The following is a 26,652-nucleotide window of genomic DNA, read 5'->3' on the forward strand; positions in this document are numbered from 1 at the left end:
ATTAGAATCAAATTTATTTTTTGGTAACTGCTTTAATGGCATCTACCTCGCTTTGCTTGTAAACCGAACCATCAGGTCTGAAAATATCGTGGAACCATAAGGCTGGCTCTCCACCCTCAGGCATGGGTTCATCCCACGCATAAATGGTATTGGTTTTGCCTTTTACCAGCCCCCAGTTAATAGCGCCTACTTTATATTTGGCAAATATCGGTAAACAGGTTTCAAAGGTACTTTTATGCTTGCGAGCCATATATTCGGTACAAATAAGCGGTCTTTTGAATCTGCTTTGTAAGTCTTTTATCTGTGCTTCAAGGTTCTCAGGGTCTTTATAATTATGAAAAGTAATGATGTCAGAATTAGCGAACATAAATTCATTACTCATCGGATGGTCAGTCCACCAGCCTGCCGTAATCGGTTGAGACGGTTTAGCAGCTCTTGCCCATTCAAACGATTTTTTCAATAGAGGCATTACCGCATCATTATAGCCTGAATTGCTCGGCTCGTTGAATAAATCCCATACGGCAACTCTCGGGTCGTTGCCAAATTTACTGATAATTCCTTTGGTATAGGCTTCAAGGCTGCCCCATGTTCTTGAATCGAACAACATTTTTGTTCCGGGACATCTTGCCCAACCTGAGTTATGCTTGCCGATAATCGGTTCCATTTGTTTGCCTGCTTTCGGGTTATCGTTCCAGCAGGAATCAAATAATACAAACATAATTTTGATATGGTGTTTGTCAGCAATGGTCAAGAACTGGTTGATACGGCTGATAAAACCCTCTTTGTCGGTATCATACGGAATATTGTGCAGAAACACTCTCATCATATTCATGCCCAGGCTCTCTGCCCATCCTAATTCTTTATCAATCGTTGCCGGGTCAAAAGTTTCTGCCTGCCACATTTCCAATTCATTGATGGCCGTGCTTGGAATAAAATTAGCACCCACATATAAAGGTTGCTTGGCATACCAGGCATTGGCTTTTTCTACTGTCCATCGTTGTGCGTTAGCAAAAAAAGATACACATACTAATACTACTAAAAGGCTTTTTTTCATGAGGATACGAATACTTTATCTGGTTAGCGTTTAAAAATTTATAATCTATGTGCTTTCATTTCTTTTACGGCGTAGTCAACCGCACGGGCCGTGAGTGCCATATAGGTTAATGATGGGTTCTGGGTAGAAGTAGAAGGCATACAGGCACCATCGGTTACAAAAACATTTTTACAGGTATGCATCTGATTCCACTTGTTAAGCATTGATGTTTTAGGGTCTTTACCCATGCGCACCCCTCCCATTTCATGATTTTCGCTACCCGGATTCCGTTTGGTATCCGAAACCTGAATATTCTTGAATCCGGCTTTGGAATACATTTCTGAAAACTGCTCCCAGAAATCTTTCAGCATCTTGTCATCGTTGTCGTCATACTTCACCGAAACATGCAACTGGGGAATGCCGTACTTGTCTTTCAAATCTTTATCTAACCACACCCGGCTTGCCTCTTTCGGAATGGTTTCGCCCATCATGTGAGAGTTTATCTGCCATAAGCCTAATTTTGGTTGCATTAGCTGACTTTTCAGGTCTTCGCCAATACCAGTACCTTTAGGCTCCAGTCCACGTGAGGTGCTGAAACCTGCCGCATACCCACGCAAGAAGTCGGTTTCCTGTTTATATACATTACGGAAACGGGGTACATAGCTGCTGTTAGGGCGTTTGCCTTCTACGGTAGAATCTAACAGGCCATCATACTCGGCAGTAATACGCCCTCTGAACGTATGAAAGGCCATGTATTTACCCAGTATTTCGTTGTCATTGCCCAAACCGTTCGGAAAACGGTTGGAGATAGAGTTCAGCAAAATCAGGTTGGAGTTGACAGTTGAAGCATTCACAAAAATGATTTTTGCGTAATACTCAATCATTTCTCTGGAATTGGCATCTACTATGCGCACACCTGTTGCCTTTTGCTTTTTATCGTCGTAAATAACCGAGTGTACTACCGAATGTGGACGGAGTGTAAGTTTACCTGTACGCTTTGCCCACGGAATTGTAGCCGCCACACTACTGAAATAGCCCCCATACGGGCATCCTCTCTCACATATTACCCGATTCTGGCATTGGGCACGCCCTTGTTTATAATGAATGTCTTTCGGTTGAGTCAGGTGAGCGGCTCTGCCAATTACCACATAGCGGTCTTTGTAATGAGTTGCCATCTGTTGCTTGAAATGTTTTTCAACACAACTCATTTCATGAGGTGGTAAAAACTCTCCGTCAGGTAAGGTAGGCACGCCATCTCGGTTGCCTGATATTCCGGCAAATTTTTCTACATAGCTATACCAGGGTGCAATGTCGGCATACCTGATAGGCCAGTCGGTAGCATAGCCATCACGGGCAGGCCCTTCAAAATCAAAATCGCTCCAGCGTTGGGTCTGACGTGCCCAAAGCAAAGACCGCCCCCCTACCTGATAGGCACGCATCCAATCAAAGGGTTGCTCCTGAATATATTCCTGCTCGGCATCTTTTACTAAAAAATGCGTGGTGGCTTCACTGAATATATAATGTCTGCTAGCAATTTTGTATTCATTTTTAAGGGCAGTAGGTACCTGCCCTAAATGCTCAAGTTCCCAGGGATTTTTCAAAGTGGTCGGATAATCCGTTACGTGTTCGATGTTCCGGCCACGCTCTAAAACAAGGGTTTTCAGTCCTTTTTCGGTAAGTTCTTTGGCTGCCCAACCGCCGCTCATACCAGAGCCAATCACGATAGCATCAAAAGTGCGTTCATTGATACTATCTATATTCAAATAAGACATCAGGGAATTTTTTGTTAGGTTCAAAAGATTAATTACGCCTATAATACGTATTTACTCTGTAAATATTCTAAAAATCAACCAAAAGGTCAATATTTTTTCTTGTAAATATTCTATTTTAATTCAAACGCTTCAATACCTGCTGCCCTACTCTGGTACCCTGGGTTTGTCCATGTTTGATGGCATCCATAAAATGTATGCCTCCATAAAAACGGGAAATGGCCGCTTCTTCTGCCGCTGCCTTGAATGACGGGAAAGCACGTGGTGGTAAACCATATCGTTTTTCTACGGTATCGGTATAAGCCACATTCTCTCCTAAAAAATGGGTAAGAATCACTGCCGAGGTAGTTGAAATAGTAGAATGTCCACTTAAATATTCAGGAAATGGCGGTGTTTGCAGTATAGGTCGCCAGTTAGGGTCTATGAATTTTCTGATGGCCGTTTCGGGACGAACACGATTACTGCGGTATTTCTCTCCCCAACAACCTATAAAACCGTCCATTAAACCTATGGCAACTGCCGTGTGTATCTGTAGGGTTCGGGCAAGGTCCAGGTTCTTTTGCTGGCATACAATGCCTACGATTCCCATCCAGTGCGCACCCGGCGAAATCTTTTTTACGCCCACCATCAAATGCCCGTTGTCTTGTAAAGCAAATGGGTTGCAGTCCCAGAAAGCGGCAATTTCTCTATCTTCCGGCGAAAGCGGTTTCTGATACAGGTCAAGCATCAACTGGTAGAATTCTGATTTCTTATCAGTTGAAAAAGGGATAGGTTTAATGGGGTCAAACTGATTGGCAGAATCTAGCGTAAAAGAACGGACTGTATGAAAATAGGGTTCTACCGGTGGGAAATAGGCAGGTGGTGTCGGAAACCAGTCGCCATCTTTACCGCCGGGTGTATAACGAGGATAATTACTGATTTTATTATATTTATCAGCCTTGGCATAAGCTAATATCTGCTTGCTGATATCTTGCGCATGCGCTAACGAATTGTCCATCACTTCTTTCGAAAAACCAAGGGTCTGGCAGGAATCTATCCATTTTTTCTGGTAGTCGGCCATCATTTTACCAGAAGGCTGCATTTTTTTGGATATTTCCATCATGGCTAAAATAGCGGCTGCCTCAGCAGAAAATTCGCCTGAAAGTTGAGTTTTTTTTATGGCAGGATATTCATTCAGTTTCCCTTGCATCGAAGGAATAGAATCGTTATTCTGTGAAATTACTTCATAACCTGCCAGACAGGCATAAGAAAAAAAACGTGAAGCCAGGGGTGGATTAGATACATCGTGTATCATGATTTCGGTCATGCGGTCAATCACTTTGCTTACCTCCTTACTGCTCAGTTTAGGCAACTGTTCAGGCTTACTGGTGCAACCAATCATTACACAGATACAACTTAGTAATACTATGAAAAATCTCATTAGTGTAAAATAGTGTTAAGGTTGGTTTTGAAGATAGTGTTTTAGGTAGGTAACTAAAAACACTTACTTCTTAAAGGCATACGCTTTTAATGCCTGTTGATTAACGCCAAATAGCAACAGATTATTGACAGACATTATACTGCGTACATCTCCTTTCAGGTTTAAGCCTGATTGCTGCTGACTTAACGAAGCAAATTGACCTGTTCCATCGCCTTTTAATACAAGTCCTAAATTAGCATCATATTTACCAAATCTCAAACGTCCCCGGTTCATGTTTCCGGCAAGTACGAGGTCTTTTTTTCCGTCACCATCAGCATCAATGGCTGACATGGCAAAAACAGGTGAAAACTGTGCGGCTAAAGGCAGGCTTTTTTCCTGAAACTTGCCTTGGGCATCTGCTATAAACAAAGTTGTTCTGAGCGTATTAACAGTCAGTCTTTTTACGTTGTTCATTTCTTCCTGCGTAAATATTTCGTTGATACCTGCATCGGCATAGCTTTTATAATCAGGGAAACGGGTACGCATGATACTCAACTGGTCGAGCAGTTCGTCACGGGTAACATACGGATAGCTTTTACCTAAAATACTGAAACACAGAATCGGGTCAACTGAACCATTATCATCAAAATCTTTGTAAAACAACTCGGCTGGTTCTTTTTCGCTGGCTTTCAGTTGAGAATTTAAGCCTAAATTACCAACCAGTAAATCTACCTTGCCATCGGCATTAAAATCATCGAGCAAGAGTTTATTCCATAAACCAGCATAATTTTTTGCAAAATAAGTAGTGGTAACATCGGTTAATTTACCTTCATTTACTGCAAATACCTGAATCGGCATCCATTCCCCTACTATTATTAATTCGGCTTTTTTATCATTATTCAAATCATACCAGGCGGCATCGGTTACCATGCCTATGTTTTTGATAGCAGCCCCAATATTATCCGTCCGGTTAGCAAAGCGGATTACTCCCCCGCTACTCTCATTAATCAGGATATAACTCTGAGGTGTTTCAGGGTAACGTCCCGGAATTACTCTTCCGCCAACAAACAAATCGGGTTTGCCGTCCTGATTAATATCTGCCACCCTTACACAGCTTTTACTCACCAGCATCGGTGGCAAAGCATTAGCTACTCTCGTAAAATTACCTTTGCCGTCATTCAGGTAAAGACGATCCTGCAAGAGGGCGTCGTCTGGCATTAACGACCCATATCCACCACTACATACATACAGGTCAGTGAAAGTATCGCCATTGGCGTCAAAAAATAGGGCATCTGTATCTTCACATTTTTTATCAGTCTCCAATGCGGGCTGTGCTTTAGCTGAAAAATTTCCACCTTTTGCCTGTATAAACAGAGTACCCGCCTGTCCGCTGCCACCTCCTACAAAAATATCCTCCAGTCCGTCGCTATTAATATCAGCTTTTGCCATACAAGGGCTACTGAAAGATAAAGGATTAATGAGCAGGGTTTGCCTTTTAAAATCATTAATGGCGTCGCCTGCGGCGATATATTTAATACCTGCATTGGTTTCTTTTAGCAAAGGCTGAACCGATTGTATAGGCTGACTGGCAACTTTGGCATCTTTTTCTTCTACTATCAGTAATTTATCTGCCGCTACTTTGGTCAGTAATTGTTGTTTACCACTAAGCCAGACAATTCTGATTGAATCAATGGCTGACTGGCTACCCAAACCAAAATGCAACACAGGCGATACACTCGACTGATACCCCCGGGTTGGCATTTGTTCAAGATATTGTACTTTACCGTCTTTATACAACGAAACCTTTGCTCCTACACCCACTTTATTCATTCCCTCTCCGTTGAGTTTCAGTTTTAAATAATGGTTTTTCAGGTGTTTGTCGGCGTCATTCTGATAAATAAAAGCAGGTTGATTGATATTGTTGATGACTAAATCGAGGTCGCCGTCGTTATCCAAATCTGAATAAGCCGCCCCATTGCTATTGGCATTGTGGCTCATACCCCAACTATTGACTACATTGCTGAACTGTAAATTCTGTCCGTTTTTGTACATATAGTTGGTCAAATTCGACGAAGGAATTTTCATCACCAAATCTAATACATTCTGGCGTTGAATATTGGCCTGGTTATTCTGAATATAATCGCTCATATATTTCAGAAAATCCATGTTGGTATAGTCTCGCAGGTAGCCGTTGGTAATGTAGAGGTCTTTCCAACCGTCGTTGTCATAATCGGCAAATAGCGCACTCCAGCTCCAGTCGGTATTTGATATACCTGACAACTGCCCGATTTCTGAAAACTGAGGGTATTTAGTGGCGGAGTTGGTATTGAGTACACCCTGATTCAACTGCAACATATTACGCATATACTGGTGCCCGAAACCTACTTTCAGGTTGAAATCAAATTTTTCATAATTGTCGGGTGCCATCAGTAATTTCTGCCTGCGGTTGTCTTCCGGCAACATATCAAGGGTAAAAATATCTGTCAGGGCATCGTTATTAATATCTGCAGCATCGCTACCCATCGAAAAGTGTGAAAAATGACCTATCCCCTCACTTATCTGATTGGTAAACCCACCTTTTTTATTGTTGATATAGAGAAAATCAGGAATGGTATAGTCGTTTGATACATACATATCCTGCCAGCCGTCGTTGTTATAATCGGCAATGGCTATCCCTAAACCATACGATAAGGCCGAGCTCAACAGTCCGGCTTGTTTGGTAATATCTTTGAAGACAGGTTCTCCGTTTTTTCCTTTGTCATGTCTGAAAAAACGCATACCGTTGTCGGGGTCTTCTTGTTTTAAAATCTCAGCGGTAGTTGCTTCATCTAAAACGGGTAACGATTTAGGATTGTGGTTGAGCAGAAACATATCCAGGTCGCCGTCTTTGTCATAATCAAAAAAAGCAGCTTGTGTGCTGGTAGATGGGCTGTCTAAGCCATAGTCGTGTGATTTTTCGATAAATGTCGGAATGCCATTGGCATTTTTACCCTGATTGATAAATAATTGGTTAGTACGTTTTTCGGGAGGCAAATTTCCCGAATAGCAAACATAAATATCTAATAAGCCGTCTCCGTTCACATCTGCCATTGTTGTTCCGGTTTTCCAGGGGCCTTCACGTCCGGCTACGCCTGCGGCAGTAGTAATGTCTTCAAAAACCATGGCTCCTTTATTGAGGTAAAGGTGGTTTGACTGCATATTGCTTGTAAAATAAATATCATCTAACCCATCGTTGTTCAAATCGCCTACGGCCACACCACCTCCATTATAGAAGTATTCATACATCAGCACATTGGTATTGAGGCCCTCATTGATGATATTCTGAAAATCAACATGGGTTTTCTCGGGAGCTAATAATGTAAAAAGCTGAGGTTCGTCTGAAGATTCAGCCGCAGGGTTTTCAGCAGATTTCTTATCACTCTCGCAAGCCAGTAATAATAATACCGGAAATACTAAAGCAGAGCAACGTGTAACAAGGTTCAGGGATTTCATCAGATAGGTTAGGGCTTCAATAACAAAAATTTTGGGTAGTTGAGTACCCGTAAGGCACTCAACTACCCAATTTATTAACATTTCAATTAGTACCCTGGATTTTGTACTAAGTTTTTATTACGGTTCATTTCGTCACGATGGATAGGTAAGAAATACATTTTATCTAACCATGTGCGGTTTTCTTTACCAGGATCCAACTCGGTTACTTTATACTGATAATCATAACTGGTTGGGTCATATTTGTAGAGTGTAACCGTTTTACCCGGTTTCAATGTACCTAATACAGTAATAATATTGGCTTTTCTACCTAAAGTAGTCGGTGCAATCATCCAGCGACGGGCATCATAATAGCGTTGTTCTTCAAACGCCATTTCGATACGACGTTCGTTTCTGTAACGCTGACGTAAAGCATCACCTGACTCTGTAATAGCCGGCATACCTGCACGGAAACGGATTTTATTCAACCATGTACGAGCCTCGGCATCTTCGCCCAACTCAATACAAGCCTCTGCATAGTTAAATACAGCTTCTGTAAATCGCAAAGCTGGCCAAGGTACTTGTTGCCATGTATTCTGGTCAACAATAGCCGGATTCGGGTCAATGAATTTACGCATATAATAACCGGTATAGCTACCATTCCAGTCTTCAACCGAACTCTTACGGGTATCTAAACCGAAGTATGGGGTTTTAGCACCTGAGCCATTGCCCAATTCATATTGTCCGGTCTGAATCTGGTTAGCAGGGTCTTTAGCCGCTACGTCAGCCGTACGTGGTTTCCACGGAGCGCCATCATAGAGAATAGACGCATAGAAACGTGGGTCACGACCTACATAAGGCTGGCTGGCATGTTCAGTTTTAGACCAGTCGAACTTGGTTCCGTCCATCATTTCATAGTCATCTACAAAGTGTTGGATAGGGGCATTACCTGCCCAGTTATGATACCCATTCGGGCCATTGAATAAACCCTGACGACCACCATCTTCCTGCTTGGCATTGATGAAATAGCGACCAAAAATCATATCTCTTTCACCCCCGTTTCTTGAAAGCGAGATATTCATATAATTGGTTGTTCCTTCTTCTTTCGATACAGGAGCAGACAAATTAAGCATAGCACCATAGTTGGGCAAATCTAATACCGCTTTAGCGGCTGCTTTGGCTTTTGTCCAACGTTCCACACGGCTTCCCGTTGTCATGGCCAGTACCTCAGGTTTGCTGAATGCCGCCATTGCAGAAGATTTTGCTTTGGCAGTATTTGCATCATACAAATCGCTGGCTGCATAAGTTAAAATACGAGCTTTAAGTGCCAATGCTGCTGCTTTTGAGGCACGTCCGTTGGCTAAAGTCATTCCATCAAGTAAACCTGCGGCGGTATCGCAATCTTTTACAATAAAATTGATACACTCTTCCATTGTATTACGAGGTGCCATATAGTCGGCCTCGCCCAAAGCATACGGGCGATCCACTAAAGGTACGCCACCATAGTTACGTACCAACTGATGGTATAGATACGCACGCATAAAAGTAGCTTCACCTTTCAGACGCTCAACTATTTTATTGGTGTTGGTAAAGGTTACTTTTTCAAGATTGGCAAGTGCGAGGTTACAGGCCCTGATACGGATATACATCTGGCCCCAGCTTTGGCTACGGTTGTTACCCGTAGTATTGGTACTATTTCCCCAACCAATATCAGCCGGATTTGAACGGGCTTCTGTAATGGTGGTAATCCCACGGCCCGGGTGAGTAAACGACGCTTCATCGGTTAAAGATGCCTGCATTTCCTCGCTGAAACCACCCTGATGCAAACTGGCATATAGCTCAGTTACAAAAGCCTCAGCCAAGGCCGCATCTGACCAAACAGCAGTCTCTGATACCTGGTCAAGCGGACTGGTATTTACAAAGTCATCATTACAACTGGTTACAGCAAATCCTGCTATAGCGGTTGCGACTAATATTTTCTTAAATTTATTCATTGCTGTTTAATTTAATTTTTTTAGAATGTTGCTGTTAGACCTACGTTAATGATTTTTGACTGTGGATAGTACTGACCTGTTGAGTTATCAGTTTCAGGGTCATACACTTTCAGTTTATCCCATGTCAACATGTTTAGTCCATTTACATAAACTCTAAAATTATTTAAACCAATTTTTGAACCCAAAGCACTTGGAATAGTATAACCTAACTCGAAGTTTTTCAGACGGATATAGTCTGTGCTTCTTAACCAGTAGGTATTACCGTTTGAATAGTACTGGTCGCTGCGGTTAGCAATACGAGGGTGTACACTGCTTGGGTTATCTATTGTCCAGCGGTTTTCATAAATATCTAACAAGAAGTTACCGATATTACCAGACTCACCCGCACTTACGTATTGTTTGGCACCTGCTGCACCCTGGAACAAGACAGTCAGGTCGAAGTTTTTGTATGATGCAGTAATATTGGCACCACCCTGGAATAACGGCAAGTTTGTATTGTCTGTACGAACCTGGTCGTCTGGTGTAATTTTACCATCACCATTGTAGTCTTTGTATTTCATATCACCCGGACGTAACTGGTTTACGATAGCTTTGTAGTTAATCGGGTTGGCATCAATTTCTGCCTGATCTTTGAATACACCATCATACAAATAAGCCTGGTAAGTGTACATTGGTTTTCCGGTAGTACGTTGCCATTCAGGCGCACCCGGTGCTTCATCCCAGAAAACAACCTTGTTTTTGGCATAACCACCATTTACGCTGATGCTATACTTAAAGTCGTTGGCCTGGCTACGGTAACCTATGTTAAACTCAAAACCTTTGTTTGATACTTCACCAATGTTTTCAGCAGGAAGAGACAATCCGGTTGATTGCGGAACTGAGGCATTTCTTGTCCACAAAATATTGGTACGTTTGTTTGAGAAAACATCAAATTCGAAGAATATTTTTCCATTATACAGCTGACCTTCTAAACCAAGATTGGAGTTATTGGCCACTTCCCAGGTAATATTTGTATTCGGAATACGGGTTTCAAACAAAGTTTTGGTTTCAACATTACCAATGATATAACTACGGAATCCGTAAGTTGAAAGATATTGATAGGTGGCTATCTGGTCGTTACCCATCTGTCCCCATGAACCACGCAATTTCAGGTAATTGATAGCAGGTAAAGCCTTCTTGATAAAGTTTTCTTCAGACATTACCCAACCCAACATAAAGCCAGGGAAAAACCCATAACGAGTGGCAGGAGGGAAAATATCAGAACCATCATAACGCCACAAAAACTCTGCAAGGTATTTTTCCTTGAAGTTATAAGCAGCACGGCCAAAGTAATTGATACGTGCACTTTTATAAGCACCCCCTCCGTTGTTTTTCTCTAAGTCACCACCGGCAAATAACTGGTCAATAGCTGTAGAGATAAAGTAGCGGCGAAAGGCGTTGAAGTTTGAACCTTCAATGGTTTCTCTGTTAGTACCAGCCAAAACCGTAAGACCATGATCACCAAATTTGCGCTCATAAGTAGCAATACCGCCCAACAAAATATTTAATTGAGTTTCGTTACCTAAGGTCAGGCGAGGTTCAGCCGGGCCACGTTTACTTGGGCTTAATTTAGGAGTGGTGCCATCGGCTTCAAAACCTACCCCTCTTTCATAAAGTGTCCAAGGTGTTTCCCAACGTCTGGTTGAGCGGATACGTTTGTCAATAGCGGCTGTTCCGGTAAATTTAAGTCCTTCAATACCAGGGATTTTGATGTCAATCTGTCCGTTGGTCTGGAAATAATCCTGTCTGTCATGCTCATATCCTGTCTGGTTGGTTGTAATTACCACAGGGTTTTCGCCGTTTTCAATATCAGGACCCGGTAAGCCATTTGGCCAGTAAGCCGGCTGATGCGGTTTACCACGCATTTGCATACGGAAGATAGCACCTGCAGGCTTGGTAGGGAAACGTCTGAATTCTTCGCGGCCTAATAAACCTACCTGAAGATTGATATATTTATTGATTTTGGCGTCAAGATTTATTCTGATGTCATATTGCTCATACGCAGTAGCTGATTTTTTATAGAACGCATCCTGATTCTGATACCCTAATGAAGTCAGATATCTGATGTTTTCAGTACCACCTGTCAATTGTACATTATGACGTGATTGTGGAGACCAGTCTTTCAGGGTGGCAGCATACCAGTCGGTGTTCGGATATAACCAAGGGTCTGAACCATCGGCATATTTCTGAATTTCAGCAGGTTGGAAAGGAGCCTTTCTTATTTCACCGTTAGGTCTTGTATAAGAACCATTGGTTTTATAAGCCTGATTGGCAGCAGACCATTCACCTACCGGCAACTGATAAATATCGAGGTCGTTCAGCATCTGCACATATTGTGAAGCGTTTGCCAAAGCAGGTACAACGGTTGGTCTTGCCCAACCCTGGTTAAACGAGTAAGATAGCTCAGGCTTACCTGTCTTACCTCTTTTGGTGGTAATCAGGATAACCCCGTTGGCCGCACGAGAACCATAAATAGCGGCAGAGGCATCTTTCAATACAGAAATGGTTTCGATATCGGCAGGGTTTAAACGAGACAAACCACCGGAGCGGTTAGGGATACCATCAATTACAATCAGGGCATCGCTATTATTCAATGTATTGGCTCCACGAATACGAATAGAAGAGTTATCATAACCAGGCTCACCACTTCTGTTCACAGCAACCACACCCGGCAAACGACCTGCTAATGAGTTACTAAGGTTTACGGCAGGTGATTTTACCAAATCAGCACCTTTTACACTTACCACCGAGCCTGTTACAGTTTCTTTCTTCTGAACACCATAACCTACTACTACCACCTCACCTAATGACCTTACATCAGTCTTCAAGGCAATATCAATGGTAGTACGGTTGCCCACAATTACCTCCTGTGGCTCAAAACCTACAATACTAAAAACCAACACCGCCTGATTATCAGGCACAACTAAAGAGTAATTACCGTCGGCATCGGTAGTTGTACCTTTATTAGTACCTTTTATCAATACACTTACACCCGGCAAGCCTTCATTCTTATCAGCCTCGGTTACCTTTCCTTTCACTGTCTGCTCAATGATTTCTCCGTTTTCCAATCGCAGTTCGTCGATATGGGACATTTTCTTCAATTGAGATTTTTTTCGCAGTAAAATGCGGTCTCCGATAACCTCATAGGAAATCTGTAGGGGTGTAAATAAATCACTAAGTACCTCTGACAAGTTATTGCTTATCACGATAGATACTCTCTGATTCAGTCGTATAGTATTAGAACTATACACAAACTTTACATCAGCCTGTTTTTCTATCTGGCTCAGAATTTTTTTAACTTCAAGTGATTCTATCTTTAACGAAACTTTTGTTTTGAGTACCTCCTGTCCGTTCACTTTGTGGGCATAGGAAAGTCCGCTAAAGAGGGTAACCATCAAGAGTTGAGTAAACGTAATTTTCATTGCTTTGAGCAAAAAATTTTTTCTACGTACGTCTTTTTTCATACATTTAGGTTGTTTTATACTTGTGATAGGTAAAAACTCAGCTCTCAGATACCGAATTGCCGTTCGGTTGAGAGTTTTACGAGGCCGATGATGTGTAACATTGTCGGCTTTTTTTGTTTCATGTTTTCATTCAGGTTTTGTTTTTAAAGTTTTGGTAATTGTTATGATTTATTAAGGTTGATAGATGGGGTCATTGTTATTTACACCCTTCGCCACTCACAAAAAAACTGGTTCCTCTCTGCTCAAATCTTGCATTAACTGTTCTACAGATTAACTCTAACTGGGTAAATAGTGGCAGGTCGTTCAAATCGGCCGTAATGGCACACTGATTCAAATCCTGGTTTTCCATAATAATTTCAATGCCATATACATCTTTTAACTTCTGTAATACGACAGGCAGAGGCGTATCTTCAAATACAAAGTCTATTTTGGTAACTGCATTACTGAGAGCAACAGGGTTTGCCACTATACCAGGTGTTATTTTCTTTGAACTTTTATCAAACACCACTTTCTGGTTTGGTGTCAGTATGACACCATTTTTCTTATCTGATGCCTTCTCTGTTAATTCATAAACAGATACCCGACCCGATGTAACCGAAACCTCAATGGCCTTTGAGTTTTCATACGATTTCACATTGAAACTGGTACCTAATACTTCTGTAACCAGATCGCCCGTATGCACAATAAATGGTGCATTAGGGTCTCTTTTTACTTTAAAAAAGGCTTCTCCTTTCAGGTAAACATTGCGGGTATATTTACCAAAGTGTTTTGGATAACTGATGCTGCTGTTTTTTTTCAGCCTTACCACAGTACCGTCTTCTAATTTTATTTCGCTATCGCTGGTCGAAGTGTTTTTTACTTCAATATCGCTTGCCTGTGCCACAGTTGCAGCATCTGCTACTGTCTCAGTTTTTTTATCCTTTAGCAACAGAAAAATATTGGCTAAACCCATTACCAATAGGGCTGCAATGCCCCATTTCAGAATGGTGAGTCCTTTGCCTGATGCAACGGTGGTTTCTTCTTCGCCATGACCGATAGTACTGTTGTAAATACGGCTCCAGAGGCGGTTTTTAATGGCTTCTTTTTCATCTGAATTTAAGAGTACCCGACTGTTTTTAAGCATATTATCCTGCCATTCCCAAATCAGTTTTTCTTCTTCAGCGTCACCATCACCTGCTAAATATTTTTCTAAGAGTTTGTCGAATTCGTGTTGGTTCATAGACCTTTGCCCGTAAATAACGGGGTCTTTAATTTTAAAAAATTAGTTATCAGTATGATAGGCTCTGAGGTGTTCTTTCAAGACTTTGAGGGTTTTGGTCAGATGATATTCTACTGCCTTCTCAGAAAGATTCATTTTGCTGGCAATATCTTTTACTGACTGATTTTCAAAACGACTTAGCTTAAAAATTTCACTGCTCTTTTCGGGGAGCTTTTTCATTGCTTCTTCTACTGCCTTTGAAAGGTCAGTAAAATGAACAATTTCGTCTGTTGAGTATGATTGTTGTATCTGGTTGAATATCAGATACTCCTGGAATTTCCGATGTGTAATCTGCGATTTAATGTAATTGGTTGACAAATGTTTGATGGAAACCACGAGATAAGAACTTAAATGTTTGATAATACTTACCTGACGCCGGTTCCAGAGACTTTCGAATAAATCATGCACCAATTCTTCGGCCTCTTCTTTAGTGCCCACCTCATGATAAGCTACGCCAAACAACTTGTACCAATACCGGTTATAAATTTCTTCAAAAGCAGTTTCATTATCGCTTTTCAAGAAATTAACCAATTCATCATCACTAAAATCCTGGTACTTCATTATAGGTAGGTTAGTTTTCAAAACATATGAACTCTTACTAAATATAGTCAATTAACTCGGCAAAATCCCTAAATCATTTTAAATATTCTTTAAAAAATACAAATAAAAACGGTTTAGCAAATCCGCTTCATCTGTATTTTTCAACAGAAAAAATGCAAACAATCAAGGTGCATACAAACAGATAACCTCTAAAAATCAAAGACTTAGCTTTTATCAGAATACCGGGTAAGAATAGGGAAAATATTTTTAAAAAATTTTAATAATTCTTAAAATTGTCCTATTCAACCGGATACTGGTAACGGATATTCTTCTGATTGGTACTAATGCAAATCAGGAAGAATTTTGTGTAATAACTTTTTGGGAAAGTCAGAAAAAGAAATTTTACCGGATGGGTTAATCAGGTTTCACGGGTATTATTGTATCTGTAAAATTGAGAATATTCTTAAAGATTAAAAAGCAATTAATATTTTTTTTTAAAATATACCTTAGTTTCTCAAAATGTTCATTTCTTTGGGCTATCAATACTTTAACTATATCCCGTTTTTATGACTACTTTAGTAACCGACGATTTATCCACTCACAAAAAACTCCGCAAAGCCCGCATTTCTACTTTAATGATTTTTCTGGTTTGTGGCATTGGTTTAGCTACCTGGGTGCCTATGGTACCATTAGCCAAAATCAGATTGCAGTTGAATGATGCATCACTTGGCCTGATTTTGCTTTGCCTCGGCGCAGGTGCCATGACTATTATGCCTTTTACGGGTTCGCTCATCAATAAGTTTGGCAGCAGATTAATTATGCTGATAGCCGCACTTCTGATTGCCGCTATTCTACCCTTGCTCTTATTTGCCAGTACAAGTGTCATGCTGGCTGTTGCACTGTATATTTTTGGAGTAGGTATAGGAGCCATTGATGTTTCGATGAATGCTCAGGCAGTAATTATTCAGGAAAGAACCGGAAAATATATTATGTCTTCGTTTCATGGGTTCTTTAGCCTTGGAGGACTGATTGGCTCGTTAGGATTAGGTTTTCTCTTGGGTTTAGGTTTGTCTTCTACGGTAGCCATTTTTTCAATTTCTGGTTTACTGGCACTCATTTCTGTAAGCCAATACACGCATTTATTACCACATTCAGAAGAAAAACAGGTAGAAACAGCCACACTTATTATTCCTAAAGGCCGTGTGCTGATTCTTGGTTTGATGTGTTTTGTGGCATTTCTGGCAGAGGGAGCCATTCTTGACTGGAGTGCGGTGTTTCTGCAATTTCATCGCAACTTTACGGCATCTACCTCTGGGGTAGGGTTTGCTGCTTTCTCGGTAGCTATGGCTATTATGCGCATCTCAGGCGATAAAATCATTAATCAGTTCAGTTCACAGAAAGTAGTATTATATGGGGCTGTTTTAGCAGCCATAGGTATTTTTGCAGCTATCCTTATTCCGTATGGCATAGCGACTATCATAGGTTTTGTACTGGTAGGCATTGGTTGTGCCAATATTGTTCCGGTATTTTTCAGTACTGCCGGAAACCTGCCCGATATGGCTCCCAGTGCGGCTATTGCCGGAGTAACTACGCTCGGTTATATCGGACAACTCGCCGGGCCTGCCCTCTTAGGTTTTATAGCCGAGCTAACCTCGCTCCCATTGGCGTTGGGTTTAGTTAGTATTCTGTTGCTGATAGTGGCTTTTACTTTTAATGAGAAATAGATGTGTGTTTTGTATTGATTGTCTGAACTTTGATTTAACTGATTGATGTGATTTCGCTGAAATTAGGTATAACAACTATGAAGATTACTCCATTATCCATTAGTAAATCAGTGAAATCAGGTTAATCAGCGAAATCAAAGTTCAGACAGTCAGTGAAATCAGGTTAATCAGTTAAATCAAAGTTCAGACAACATCAAACTTCAAACAACTCTCAATTCATCACCACAGTAAAGGCATTTTTACCTTTTTGTGTTAAGTTCTTGTTCGTTAAAATAATTCGACGAACCGGGTGATTATCCCATTTGGTTTTAAAACTTTTGTACTCCATCCCTTCCGTTGATGGCAAATCGGTTGAGACTGTCCAGTTTTTAGCTTCGTATGCAAGCGTTACTTTCTGTTTCTTTGGCGTAGTCAGTACAATTTTGCCCGGTGTATCAGTATTGACTTCACATACGGTCATAAACACCTGTTCTAAAGAACCCGGTTTCTGGTTTAAAGCATAATCGTCAGTAATTTCTACCTGATTTTTGGCCTTATTCAGTTTTACCGTGCGATTCCATGTTTGCACACCTGCTTCTTTGTCGTATGCAGGAGCAATATCCATGTTCAAGGTGGCTTCTTTATCGTTTACTGTGCTTTTTACATTAATGCCTTCATACTTACGTCCGGCCAATTGTCCTTTGCCATTAATAATAGGCAGGTTATGGTACTGCGATTGCGTAAACCATAATTCATAACGTCTGGACGAAAAAGTACGGGCCGTATAGTTGCCACGTCCGGCATCAATAATGACAGGCTCACCATTGGCATATAGCAGGAAATCGCCCACATCGTTGTGGTTATGGCTTTCGGCATTGTGTCCGGCGTGTGTAGCCAGATAAAATCCGTTTGATGCACGTGTGGTAAGTACCTGAATATCATGAAACCAGGCATCAGTATTAGGCACATAGGTAGTAGTAGCTTTAGGCATCTGCTTTAAGGTAAGAATATTGGCTATTCTACGCATCCGATGAAAGCTGCCGTTTGAAGTAGCCGTAGTCGGAAATCTGTCGAATGCCCACAGGCCAAATTGTGTGAGTTTATCGTCTTTCAAGGTCTGCCCGAAACGGTACAACATCAGGCCGTCAGGACGGAGCTTCGGGTCAGCATCGGCAAAATTCACAAAGTAATCATCGGCAATATGGGTTTTATAAATATAGGCGGCCAGTTTCTGTACAATCGGTTGGTCGTAGATATTTATTTTTCCATTTGAAGCACTTGCCAGCGTTTCAAGGGCATCAAACACACAGGCACCTGCGGCAAACCAATAGCTTGGGCCTTCGTCGCAACCCCCATCATCACCCAGACTATTCAGGTAAGCATCCATCAATGTCGAATAAGTATAGGCACTGGCTACTCTTTTACTTTCGTCAGTCTCAAGAAACAGGTCTGCTATTAACAGGTTTGACACAATCCACGGGTTCCAGTTATTAACCGGATTCTTTTTGCTTAAATACCCATAGCGTTCTACCTGTTTGATGGGTTCAAAAATTTTGCGGTTGGTTTCGGCGTATATTCTCTTACGGATAAGTGGCGAAATCTTATCTAATTTTTCGCCTACAAAATAATCGGTCAATCCTAAAACCGAGGCGGTTTCGGCAGCAAATAAATCAACCGTCGGGTCTTCGGCATCAGGTAAGCCGCTTTTCGCTTTCTGTACACCTAAATGTGCCGGAACACCCCAGTAGGTTTCTTCACAGATAGCCCATACATAATTCATGATGTCTTCTGTAAAACGCCCTTTCCCTTCCACGGATTCAGCCAATACCAAATCCATGAGATTAACCCGACGACCGAACGATATTTTTGAATGTTCCTCACGGTCGCCTGAACGTACATAGTTCATCAGAATTGAAGCCGACATTTGTGGCATTTCTTTCTTTGCCGTAGCTTCTCCGGCTTTAATAATCGATTGAATGATGGAATCAGGCAAAGCCTTTTTCCACTCCTCGGGAGTTTTAGGGTACGGTTTCCACTGGCTTTTAGGAATGATATTAGCCCTGTAAGATTCTGTTGAATACTTAGTGCTGATAATATTTCTGGGTGTTACCTGTGCCTGACAAAGCACGACAAGGCATATCAATGATAAGGTGAGGAGGGTTTTCATAGATGTAAAAATTAGTGAATGGTGAATTGCGAATTAGTGAATAATAGGAATTTAAGAATAAAAATCGGCTTGATAGTATAATTATTCACTAATTCACCATTCGCTAATTCGCAATTTATTTCATTTCCAGTCTTTCAATACCGGAATGGTTGGTTCTGTTTTTGCGCCTTCGGGAATTAATAAAACCGTCAGGTTATTTTTGCTGTTAGCCGGAAGCATGGCTTCAAAACCTATCAGAATAGTGCCCGGATTTGCGGCATCATAGTCATGTGTGCCTTGTGTTGACCAGGTTTTTAGTGTTACATTGGCAGGTTCTGCTACTTTTAACTGCAATTTCTTGCCGTTTTGCGTAAGTGTTGCCGTTCCATCTGCCTCAATCGTTACCTCGGCAGGTGTAAGCATTGCCCAGCGAACGGTTGTTGCGTTTTCGTTAGTAGTAACTTCGTCTTTGACAACTACGTATTGCTGGTTAATAATGGCTACGCCCCTATTCACTTCACTGACTTTGCCTTTATACACATCCGTTATATTACTGACAGCACTCAGAAACTGAGGTTTGGTAGTATATTGTTGAATAGCTGTCTTACCCTCTACTTTCTGAAACTCGTTATCAAAGGCGAGTGTACTATGTGCCAGATTGTTGTAACGATATACCTGCCAGCGCTGAGAATTTTGTTTCATGTCCCACAGGTTTACACCTTTCGACTCAAGAGACTCATATTCCTGCATGCCAAAATCCATCGACCAGCGTTCGCCATTGGCATCCATCACAAACGAGCCAATATCCATGTGTCCATGACTAACCGAAGGAGAACCTGTTTTGAAACCCACATAAATAGCCTTTCGGTCTGTCCAGGAAGTACGCATCATCGCTACCGGATTTTTACCCTGTCCTACCCACATGAGTTGTTTGGGCGTATTTGCTTGAGCAAGCGACATATCTTTACCCCATATCATGGCAGCAGGCAACAATCGGTCTTTACTCATCGATTTTTCTTCGTTCAGGTAGTTTTTTTCGGCATATAAAAGGCCATTGTCTTTATTACGGTCGGCAAACCAGAACATAGCAGGACTCAGGCTGGCACCGCCTCCGGCATCTGAATAATTGAAGTTTTTGCCCGATGTACCTACCATGTGCTGAAAATATCCGGCGGTTTTTAAAAAGCCCTCTGATTCAGATAAACCGAAGTCAGTATTAAATACTTTCTGAACAGCACTGATAAATAGCACATTGAAACTGGTTCCATAGCCCCAATAGCTGTATCCTTCCGGATAAGCTCCTTCGGGTTTGTAATCACCCATCGGAATTTGAATAGAACCGATAGCTCTATCTATAATTTGTCGGGCTAAAGTTGGGTTCTCTTCATAAATAGCTAATGCTCCATAACTCATTCCGGCATTACATACCTGATTCCAGTTGTTTGATACTTTCAGCCAGTAATTATATTTACTATTAAACGATGGTTCAATCCCTTTTTTCAGGATAGCCTCTTTGATAATAGCCTTTGATGCCTGCGGTAAATCGGCATAGAGCCAGTCGTAGCCAATTGCTACGCCCATAGTCATTTCGGCCACGTCTAAAAAGTGGCTTGGGTTCCAGTCTGTAAACTGTGAAACTTTTACCAATTCCTGTTCTGCCCGATTCAGGTATTTTTTATCTTTTGAAGTTCGATAGGCATAAGCCAGATAAAAGACACGACGCAGACACTCTCTGGAAGTTGCCAGCAATCGGCGACCAATCTGTACCCGCTCTAAGACTGGTTGATTAATAAGACGGTCGCTTTCAGTCAGAATCACCTGATGGATTTTCTTCCAGTTCTGGTCTGAAGTAATGTTTTTAAGAATAGTTTTCTCTTCGTCTTGCAGCAGCAGAATACGTGGATGATTGGGTATTTTTGCACCTTCTTTCAGGTAAACCAACTGTGCATGGGCGTTACCTGCAAAGAGGAATAAAACCAACAAAATAAAAAGTTTTTTCTCCATTGGCTTGGTTTATAAGGGTTGAATATGATGGTTTTATGGGGTGTGGTAGTAATATTATTTGTAGAGATAGAATAATTAAATTGCTGATAAAACCCTCACCAAATATGTGCAAAGTGAGGCTGTCTCAAAAGTTTTTTTTACAGAATATTATTTGGTATAAACTCTCCTCACCCTCTAAATCTCCCTCTCCTGGAAAAGGAGCGGACGTCGCACGGAGGGAGACTTTTAGCCCCTCTCCCGTGGGAGAGGGGTTGGGGCGGCCGCCGCGCGGTGAGGGAAAATTCCAAACGGTTCGCCGTAGCGATATTATTTGGCGTGAAAAACTTTTGAGACGCCCTCACCAAACGTGGCATTCAGAAAGACAATTTAAATCTTTAATTCTGACATTTAAAACATATCCAAAACAACAATCCCGAATTGCTTCGGGATTATTGCAAATATGATATTACCACTTAGGATTTTGCTTCAGATTTCCGTTTAATGAAATTTCATTGATGGGTAGAGGCCACAAATAGTCTTTTTCAGGGTCAAATTTGCGGAAAGATGCATTCTGTACCAATATGAAATTTTCAGGTGTCAGGTTTACAGTGGTAGCTGTTCCGAACTCATCTTTGAAGAAGAAGTTACCTAAAACAGGTTTTGGCAATTCAATTTCAGCAGTTTTCCAGCGAATCAAATCCCAGTAACGGAAACCCTCCTGTGCTAATTCCACACGACGCTCACGACGGAGTTCTTCGCGCATATCCAGACCATTTTCTGTTGTAAAGGCATTTGTAAGCCTGGCAATTTTTGCTCTGTTTCGCAACAGGTTGATAGATATGTCTAAATCTGCATCACTGATTTGTCCTTCCAGTTCATATTTTGCCTCAGCATACGTTAATAATACTTCGCCATAACGTAAAATAATACGATCCATTGTAGAGGCCTGTGTTGTCCAGTCGTCAATATTTGAATATTTACGGAATGTAAACCCGGATTTATTAAATACCAAAGGTGCAATATCAAATACTGGTTTGGTACCCATGTAGGCATCGCCTCTTTTCATAAAAGTTGCCGACATACGTTCGTCACGGTTAGCAAATACATCCAATGAAACAACAGGCGTTTTATACAAAGGTGATTTAGTGATTGGAAGGCCATCTTTTAACAGATAAGAATCAGCCAGACTCTTGGTTGGGCTAACATTTCCGTTCTCCAGACTACTTCTGAAATATGGATGTGTAAGTACACGCTCTGTTGTAGAAACACCATATTGTTTTACGAGGATATTTTCACGGTTCTGACGGCCTTCGCCTTCGTATTGAAACATACCGAAATAATTGGCAAACAGGTCGTGTAGTTTGCTATCCATTACAGCTTTGGCAGCATTTACAGCTAAAGTAAGGTGGGCATTCGCATCACCATATTTATGAAATTTAGCACGGGTACCTTCAAAAAGTGCTACTCTGGCTTTGAAAGCCAAAGCTGCAGTAGTAGAGATACGGCCATAATCGGCAGCTCCTAATGCTGTTGGCGTTGGTAATTTGGTTGCAGCAAAATCTAAATCCTGATATATCTGCGCATAGATTTCTGTTCTTGGTGCGGCAGGAGCCATTAATTCGGGTGAAGTATCATCTAATGTTTTCAGAATCAAAGGTACATCACCAAATTTCTGAACCAACGAGAAATAAGCCCAGGCACGAAAGAAACGTGCTTCTGCAATATAGCGATCGATTGCGGTCTGCCCTGCGCCTGTAGCCCGTGGTGCTTTTTCAATAATATTGTTTGCCGCCCTGATAAGCTGGTAAGGTGTATTATAATTGTTGGCATCGGTGGCTGGTGCCAGACGGGAGCCATCGCTGATGTTATTAGATGCCAGACCAACTGCGTCATCAGACCATACATCTTCTGTACTATTGCCACCAGGAATGGCAAAAGGTGGTAAAAAAGTATATAAATAATTGGCAGCAGACTTTAAATCAGTTTCTGAACGCCAGAAAGTTTCGTCGCTGATATTTGTTTCGGGAAGTCGGTTCACATCACATGCGGTTACTCCTACCAAAACAGCGACTCCTAAGGTTATATGTTTTATGAATGATTTCATATAATATTCGTTTGGATAATTAAACTGATACCCTGATTAGAATGAAAGATTTAAGCCAATTGATGCCGTGGCAAAGAATGGATAGTCGTTGTCGGCATTATCACGGGTTTCAGGATCAAATAAACCTTTAAATTTACCTAAAGCTGATATAGTGAACAGATCCTGGCCTGAGAAGAAGAATCTTGCTCTTGACACATTGATTTTAGAGGTCCAGGCTGTTGGAAGCGTATAGCCTACCTGCAGGTTTTTCATACGTGCATAAGCTGCATTTAATACCCATTTGTCAGATGAAACATAGTTGTGGGTTGCACCTACAAAAGGTCTGGGATATAGGGCATTCGGATTTTCGGGAGTCCAGTAGTCTCTGTGAACACCTAATGGCTGTTTCCACGTTACCAGTAATGGCGCAATATTTTCCGTTGCCGGACGGTAACTGCGTTCGCCTACGCCTTGCACAAAAGCAGAGAAATCAATATTTTTCCATTGGAAACCCAATGTTACACCAAACAGATAACGAGGTTGATTAGTACCTAACAGTACAAGGTCACCGTGATTATCGATATTACCATTACCGATAGTTAATCTGCCATCACCATTTTTGTCAATATATTTCACATCACCTGCACCAGTCCGGTTATCCTGAAAAGCCCATGCTTTTACTTCATCAGCACTTGTAAAATAACCTGCGGTCTCATAACCCCAGATGGTGTTAAGCGGATAGCCTTCAATCAGTCCATTCGATCCGGCATTAATCACTCTACGCCCTGAGAAGTTGATTAATTTATTCTGGTTATCAGATAAATTTGCTGCAATATTGTATGAGAAATCAGAACCGATTGTGCCACGATAACGCGCTTCTAATTCCCATCCCCACGATTTCAACTCACCATTATTTTTACGAGGGGTACCTATACCCACTACCGCCGGTAATTGCTGAGGTGTTAGCATATTGCGGTTATACTTCACGTAATAATCGGCTGTTACCTGTAATTTATTCTGGAAGAAACCAAAATCAGCCCCAATGTTTGATGTCTCAATGGTTTCCCACGATAATTGGGCAGAAGGAATGGCACTCTGATAAATGTAAGAAGTACGTGAATCGCCTATAACAAGGTTGTTGTTACGAACCAACTGATTCAGGTAATCGTAATAGCCTAAGGTATTACCTAAAGCACCTCCTAAACGACCCCATGAAGCTCTTAGCTTTAACTCAGAAATAAATTTCAGTGAGTTTGAGAACCATGCTTCACGATGCACATTCCAACCTGCCGAGGCCGAAGGGAATACTTTTACACGATAACCCGGGGCTAATCTCGAACTTTCATCAGAACGCAAAGTACCTTCAATCAGATATCTGTCTGCAAAACTATAATTTACTCTGCCAAATACCGATTGATACGCATAAGCATAAATATTCTGGCTATTTGTTTTGGTTCTGTCATCACCCAGATTTAAAGTAGGCAAATCGTTACTTACTAAATTAGTAGCACCAGTAGAGGAAGAAGAGTAACGGAAATCTTCCCATTGATAGCCAGCAAATAAACCAAGTGTATGTTTACCAAATTGTCTGTCGTAGTTAGCCAGAAACTGTAAGTTTGTATTAGTTGTTAACTCGTTAAAGAGTTGGAAAGAATTAATCTGATTCAGATAACTCAAGATTCTTGATTTACCCCAAAGTGGTACAGTACGAAAGAAAGTTTCCCTGTCACCACGGCGATATTGGGTACCTAAAACGGCTCTCAGGTTCAGGCCTTTGATAATATCAGCAGCTTTCAGTGTAAAAACCCCATCAAAATAATTGCGCTTGTAATCATTATAGCCACCAGACTCTAAGGAAGCATAAGCGGTAGCAGCAGAACCTGCTCCGTTGTAACGTCCTTCCGGCGTAAAGAATGGCGTACGAGTGCGCAATCGATAAATCTGATAAATCAACCCTTGGCCGTTCAATCCGGCAGAAGATGCCTCCTGCTTATCATTGGTATAAGATAGACGGGAATCAATAGAGAAAACCTTATTTATTTGTGCGCCGAGATTCAAACGAAGGTTATAACGATTATAACTATCAGGGCCTACTTTAAAAATTCCATTTTTGCCATAATAACCACCTGATAGTAAGAAATTCAGTTTTTCTGTTCCGCCTCTTACTGTGAGGTTGTGGGTACGCATAGAAGAGTATTTTTTCAGAATCTGGTCTGCTAATGGGATCTGATTATAGAAAAGATATGTACTTGTATCTACAGGATTTATCACATACGGAATTCCATCTTTGATTCGTTGAATATCCTCAGCCGAATACTCAGGACCACTACCCGAATTGGCACGAGAAAGATTAGCAAATTCTGCTTCTTCCAACAGGGTCATTCTATCCGGTACATTGATAGACCAGTCGGTGCCTTGTTGTGCCAGATAATCGAAAGTAACTTTACCTGCTCTTCCTTTTTTGGTAGTAACGAGAATAACCCCACCCGCAGCCTGTGCGCCGTAGATAGCAGCAGCCGCAGCATCTTTCAGTACACTGATACTCTCTACATCATTCGGATTCATGGTTTGTAAGGTATTGCTTGGTACAGCCACTCCATCTAAAACCACTAACGGGCTTACCGAACCATTGGCTGTGGTGGCTCCACGAATCTGGATACCAATATCTTCGCTACCGGGTTGGCCGCTTGTACGGGTGATAATCAATCCCGGACTCATTCCCTGCATAGCCGTAGCAAGGTTACTTGCCGGACGGTTTTCGATAGCTGCTGCATCAATGCTTGATACAGCCCCTGTCATATTGGCTTTTTTCTGCGTACCATACCCTACCACAACCACCTCTTCCAAGGTTTTCAAGTCAGAGGCCAGCACAATATCAATCGTTGTTTGAGTACCAACCGTAATTTCCTGCTTCTCATAACCTAAAAAGCTGAATACCAACACCGATTGAGTAGTAGGCACCGTAATGGAATAGTTTCCTTCTCCATCAGTTGTTACGCCACGGGTAGTACCTTTAATGGTTACACTCACACCTGGCAAACCTATTCCGCCATCTTTGTCGATTACTTTACCCTTTACAGGCTGGTCTATTACCAGCATTAAATTTTCTTTTCCGGTTACTAAGGGAGCCTGTATTGTTTCTAAAAGGGCCTGTTTGTCTTCCCAACTGAGAATAATCTGCCCACCAATGACCCGGTAATTCACCTTCATTGGTTTGAGTAAAGACACTAATACATCAGATAGTTTTTGTTCAGAAGCTGTATAATTTACTTTGCGGTCGGCATGAATGGCTTTTGAGCTGTACACAAATTTCACATCGGTCTGCCCTTCAATCATACTCAACACGGCACGCAGGCTCTGGTTTTCGACTTTTACTGAAACGGGCTTATTCAAGAACTCCTGAGCTCTTGTATCATAAGCATACGAAACAGTAGCGAAAATCATTGCCAATACAAGCTGAACAGCAGAAATTTTCATAGCAAGTAGCAAGATTTTACTTGTTTGTAATCTTTTTTTCATACATTTGAAAAATTTTGTTAGAGGTAAGAATTTGACAAAAGAAGCCCTGTCTTTCACGTGCAGCGAAAAGTTTTCAGGGCGTGTAGGCTGACAATGCTGGTACCATTGTCAGCTTTTTTTTTAATTAATAATCACTATTTTTTTATCATATACACACAACAGGGTTAAGGTTGAACAGACTGGCGGTCTTCTGATATATATTTATTAAGGTTAAATAGATGCACTGTTAAATAAGGAGTATGCTCGCTTGTCTG

Annotated in this window: 13 protein-coding genes; 1 reads left to right on the forward strand and 12 read right to left on the reverse strand. The window is 41.4% G+C overall.

All coding sequences use genetic code 11. The features are described 5' to 3' along the window. Positions 1–13 precede the first annotated feature (13 nt). The 8 genes from EWM59_RS03735 to EWM59_RS03770 all read right to left on the reverse strand — a co-directional run bounded on the left by EWM59_RS03735 (position 14) and on the right by EWM59_RS03770 (position 14,985). Positions 14–1,054: a glycoside hydrolase family 2 TIM barrel-domain containing protein gene (locus tag EWM59_RS03735; protein WP_130019610.1), complete on the reverse strand. Its 1,041-nt coding sequence runs from the start codon at positions 1,052–1,054 to the stop codon at positions 14–16. A gap of 38 nt (positions 1,055–1,092) precedes the next feature. Continuing rightward, on the reverse strand, positions 1,093–2,805 hold the full coding sequence (locus EWM59_RS03740; protein WP_130019611.1) for a GMC oxidoreductase: 1,713 nt from the start codon (positions 2,803–2,805) through the stop codon (positions 1,093–1,095). A gap of 115 nt (positions 2,806–2,920) precedes the next feature. Beyond that, positions 2,921–4,222, reverse strand: a complete 1,302-nt coding sequence (locus EWM59_RS03745; RefSeq protein WP_229239269.1) for a vanadium-dependent haloperoxidase — start codon at positions 4,220–4,222, stop codon at positions 2,921–2,923. Between the two features lie 63 nt (positions 4,223–4,285). After that, positions 4,286–7,693 (reverse strand): VCBS repeat-containing protein, encoded by a 3,408-nt coding sequence (locus tag EWM59_RS03750; RefSeq protein WP_130019612.1) that lies wholly within the window; start codon positions 7,691–7,693, stop codon positions 4,286–4,288. Positions 7,694–7,779: 86 nt separating this feature from the next. Beyond that, entirely contained in the window at positions 7,780–9,663 is a 1,884-nt protein-coding gene (locus EWM59_RS03755; RefSeq protein ID WP_130019613.1) for a RagB/SusD family nutrient uptake outer membrane protein, read from the reverse strand. A 20-nt stretch (positions 9,664–9,683) separates the two neighbouring features. Beyond that, positions 9,684–12,794, reverse strand: coding sequence for a SusC/RagA family TonB-linked outer membrane protein (locus tag EWM59_RS03760; protein WP_207219938.1), 3,111 nt, complete (start codon positions 12,792–12,794; stop codon positions 9,684–9,686). A gap of 568 nt (positions 12,795–13,362) precedes the next feature. Continuing rightward, positions 13,363–14,385 (reverse strand): FecR family protein, encoded by a 1,023-nt coding sequence (locus tag EWM59_RS03765; RefSeq protein WP_130019615.1) that lies wholly within the window; start codon positions 14,383–14,385, stop codon positions 13,363–13,365. Positions 14,386–14,427: 42 nt separating this feature from the next. Further along, positions 14,428–14,985 (reverse strand): RNA polymerase sigma factor, encoded by a 558-nt coding sequence (locus tag EWM59_RS03770; RefSeq protein ID WP_130019616.1) that lies wholly within the window; start codon positions 14,983–14,985, stop codon positions 14,428–14,430. Positions 14,986–15,530: 545 nt separating this feature from the next. Between EWM59_RS03770 and EWM59_RS03775 the strand changes: the two genes are divergently transcribed. After that, positions 15,531–16,688 (forward strand): MFS transporter, encoded by a 1,158-nt coding sequence (locus tag EWM59_RS03775; protein WP_130019617.1) that lies wholly within the window; start codon positions 15,531–15,533, stop codon positions 16,686–16,688. A gap of 211 nt (positions 16,689–16,899) precedes the next feature. Here EWM59_RS03775 and EWM59_RS03780 read toward each other — a convergent pair whose 3' ends face one another. From EWM59_RS03780 to EWM59_RS03795, 4 genes are all read right to left on the reverse strand, one after another. Then, entirely contained in the window at positions 16,900–18,834 is a 1,935-nt protein-coding gene (locus tag EWM59_RS03780; protein WP_130019618.1) for a heparinase II/III domain-containing protein, read from the reverse strand. 120 nt (positions 18,835–18,954) lie between these two features. Beyond that, complete coding sequence (locus EWM59_RS03785) at positions 18,955–20,817, reverse strand: heparinase II/III domain-containing protein (RefSeq protein ID WP_130019619.1); 1,863 nt, start codon at positions 20,815–20,817, stop codon at positions 18,955–18,957. 445 nt (positions 20,818–21,262) lie between these two features. Beyond that, positions 21,263–22,900 carry a RagB/SusD family nutrient uptake outer membrane protein gene (locus tag EWM59_RS03790; protein ID WP_130019620.1) on the reverse strand — a complete coding sequence of 546 codons (1,638 nt, stop codon included), beginning with the start codon at positions 22,898–22,900 and terminating at the stop codon, positions 21,263–21,265. A gap of 36 nt (positions 22,901–22,936) precedes the next feature. Then, positions 22,937–26,398 carry a SusC/RagA family TonB-linked outer membrane protein gene (locus tag EWM59_RS03795; RefSeq protein WP_229239270.1) on the reverse strand — a complete coding sequence of 1,154 codons (3,462 nt, stop codon included), beginning with the start codon at positions 26,396–26,398 and terminating at the stop codon, positions 22,937–22,939. Positions 26,399–26,652 lie beyond the last annotated feature (254 nt).

The organism is Emticicia agri, assembly GCF_004168285.1.
Lineage (GTDB): Bacteria > Bacteroidota > Bacteroidia > Cytophagales > Spirosomataceae > Emticicia > Emticicia agri.

Coding starts and splice junctions, on each gene's coding strand:
- EWM59_RS03735 (WP_130019610.1), bottom strand. CDS start 1,054: ATGAAAAAAAGCCTTTTAGTAGTATTAGTATGTGTATCTTTTTTTGCT.
- EWM59_RS03740 (WP_130019611.1), bottom strand. CDS start 2,805: ATGTCTTATTTGAATATAGATAGTATCAATGAACGCACTTTTGATGCT.
- EWM59_RS03745 (WP_229239269.1), bottom strand. CDS start 4,222: ATGAGATTTTTCATAGTATTACTAAGTTGTATCTGTGTAATGATTGGT.
- EWM59_RS03750 (WP_130019612.1), bottom strand. CDS start 7,693: ATGAAATCCCTGAACCTTGTTACACGTTGCTCTGCTTTAGTATTTCCG.
- EWM59_RS03755 (WP_130019613.1), bottom strand. CDS start 9,663: ATGAATAAATTTAAGAAAATATTAGTCGCAACCGCTATAGCAGGATTT.
- EWM59_RS03760 (WP_207219938.1), bottom strand. CDS start 12,794: ATGTCCCATATCGACGAACTGCGATTGGAAAACGGAGAAATCATTGAG.
- EWM59_RS03765 (WP_130019615.1), bottom strand. CDS start 14,385: ATGAACCAACACGAATTCGACAAACTCTTAGAAAAATATTTAGCAGGT.
- EWM59_RS03770 (WP_130019616.1), bottom strand. CDS start 14,985: ATGAAGTACCAGGATTTTAGTGATGATGAATTGGTTAATTTCTTGAAA.
- EWM59_RS03775 (WP_130019617.1), top strand. CDS start 15,531: ATGACTACTTTAGTAACCGACGATTTATCCACTCACAAAAAACTCCGC.
- EWM59_RS03780 (WP_130019618.1), bottom strand. CDS start 18,834: ATGAAAACCCTCCTCACCTTATCATTGATATGCCTTGTCGTGCTTTGT.
- EWM59_RS03785 (WP_130019619.1), bottom strand. CDS start 20,817: ATGGAGAAAAAACTTTTTATTTTGTTGGTTTTATTCCTCTTTGCAGGT.
- EWM59_RS03790 (WP_130019620.1), bottom strand. CDS start 22,900: ATGAAATCATTCATAAAACATATAACCTTAGGAGTCGCTGTTTTGGTA.
- EWM59_RS03795 (WP_229239270.1), bottom strand. CDS start 26,398: ATGAAAAAAAGATTACAAACAAGTAAAATCTTGCTACTTGCTATGAAA.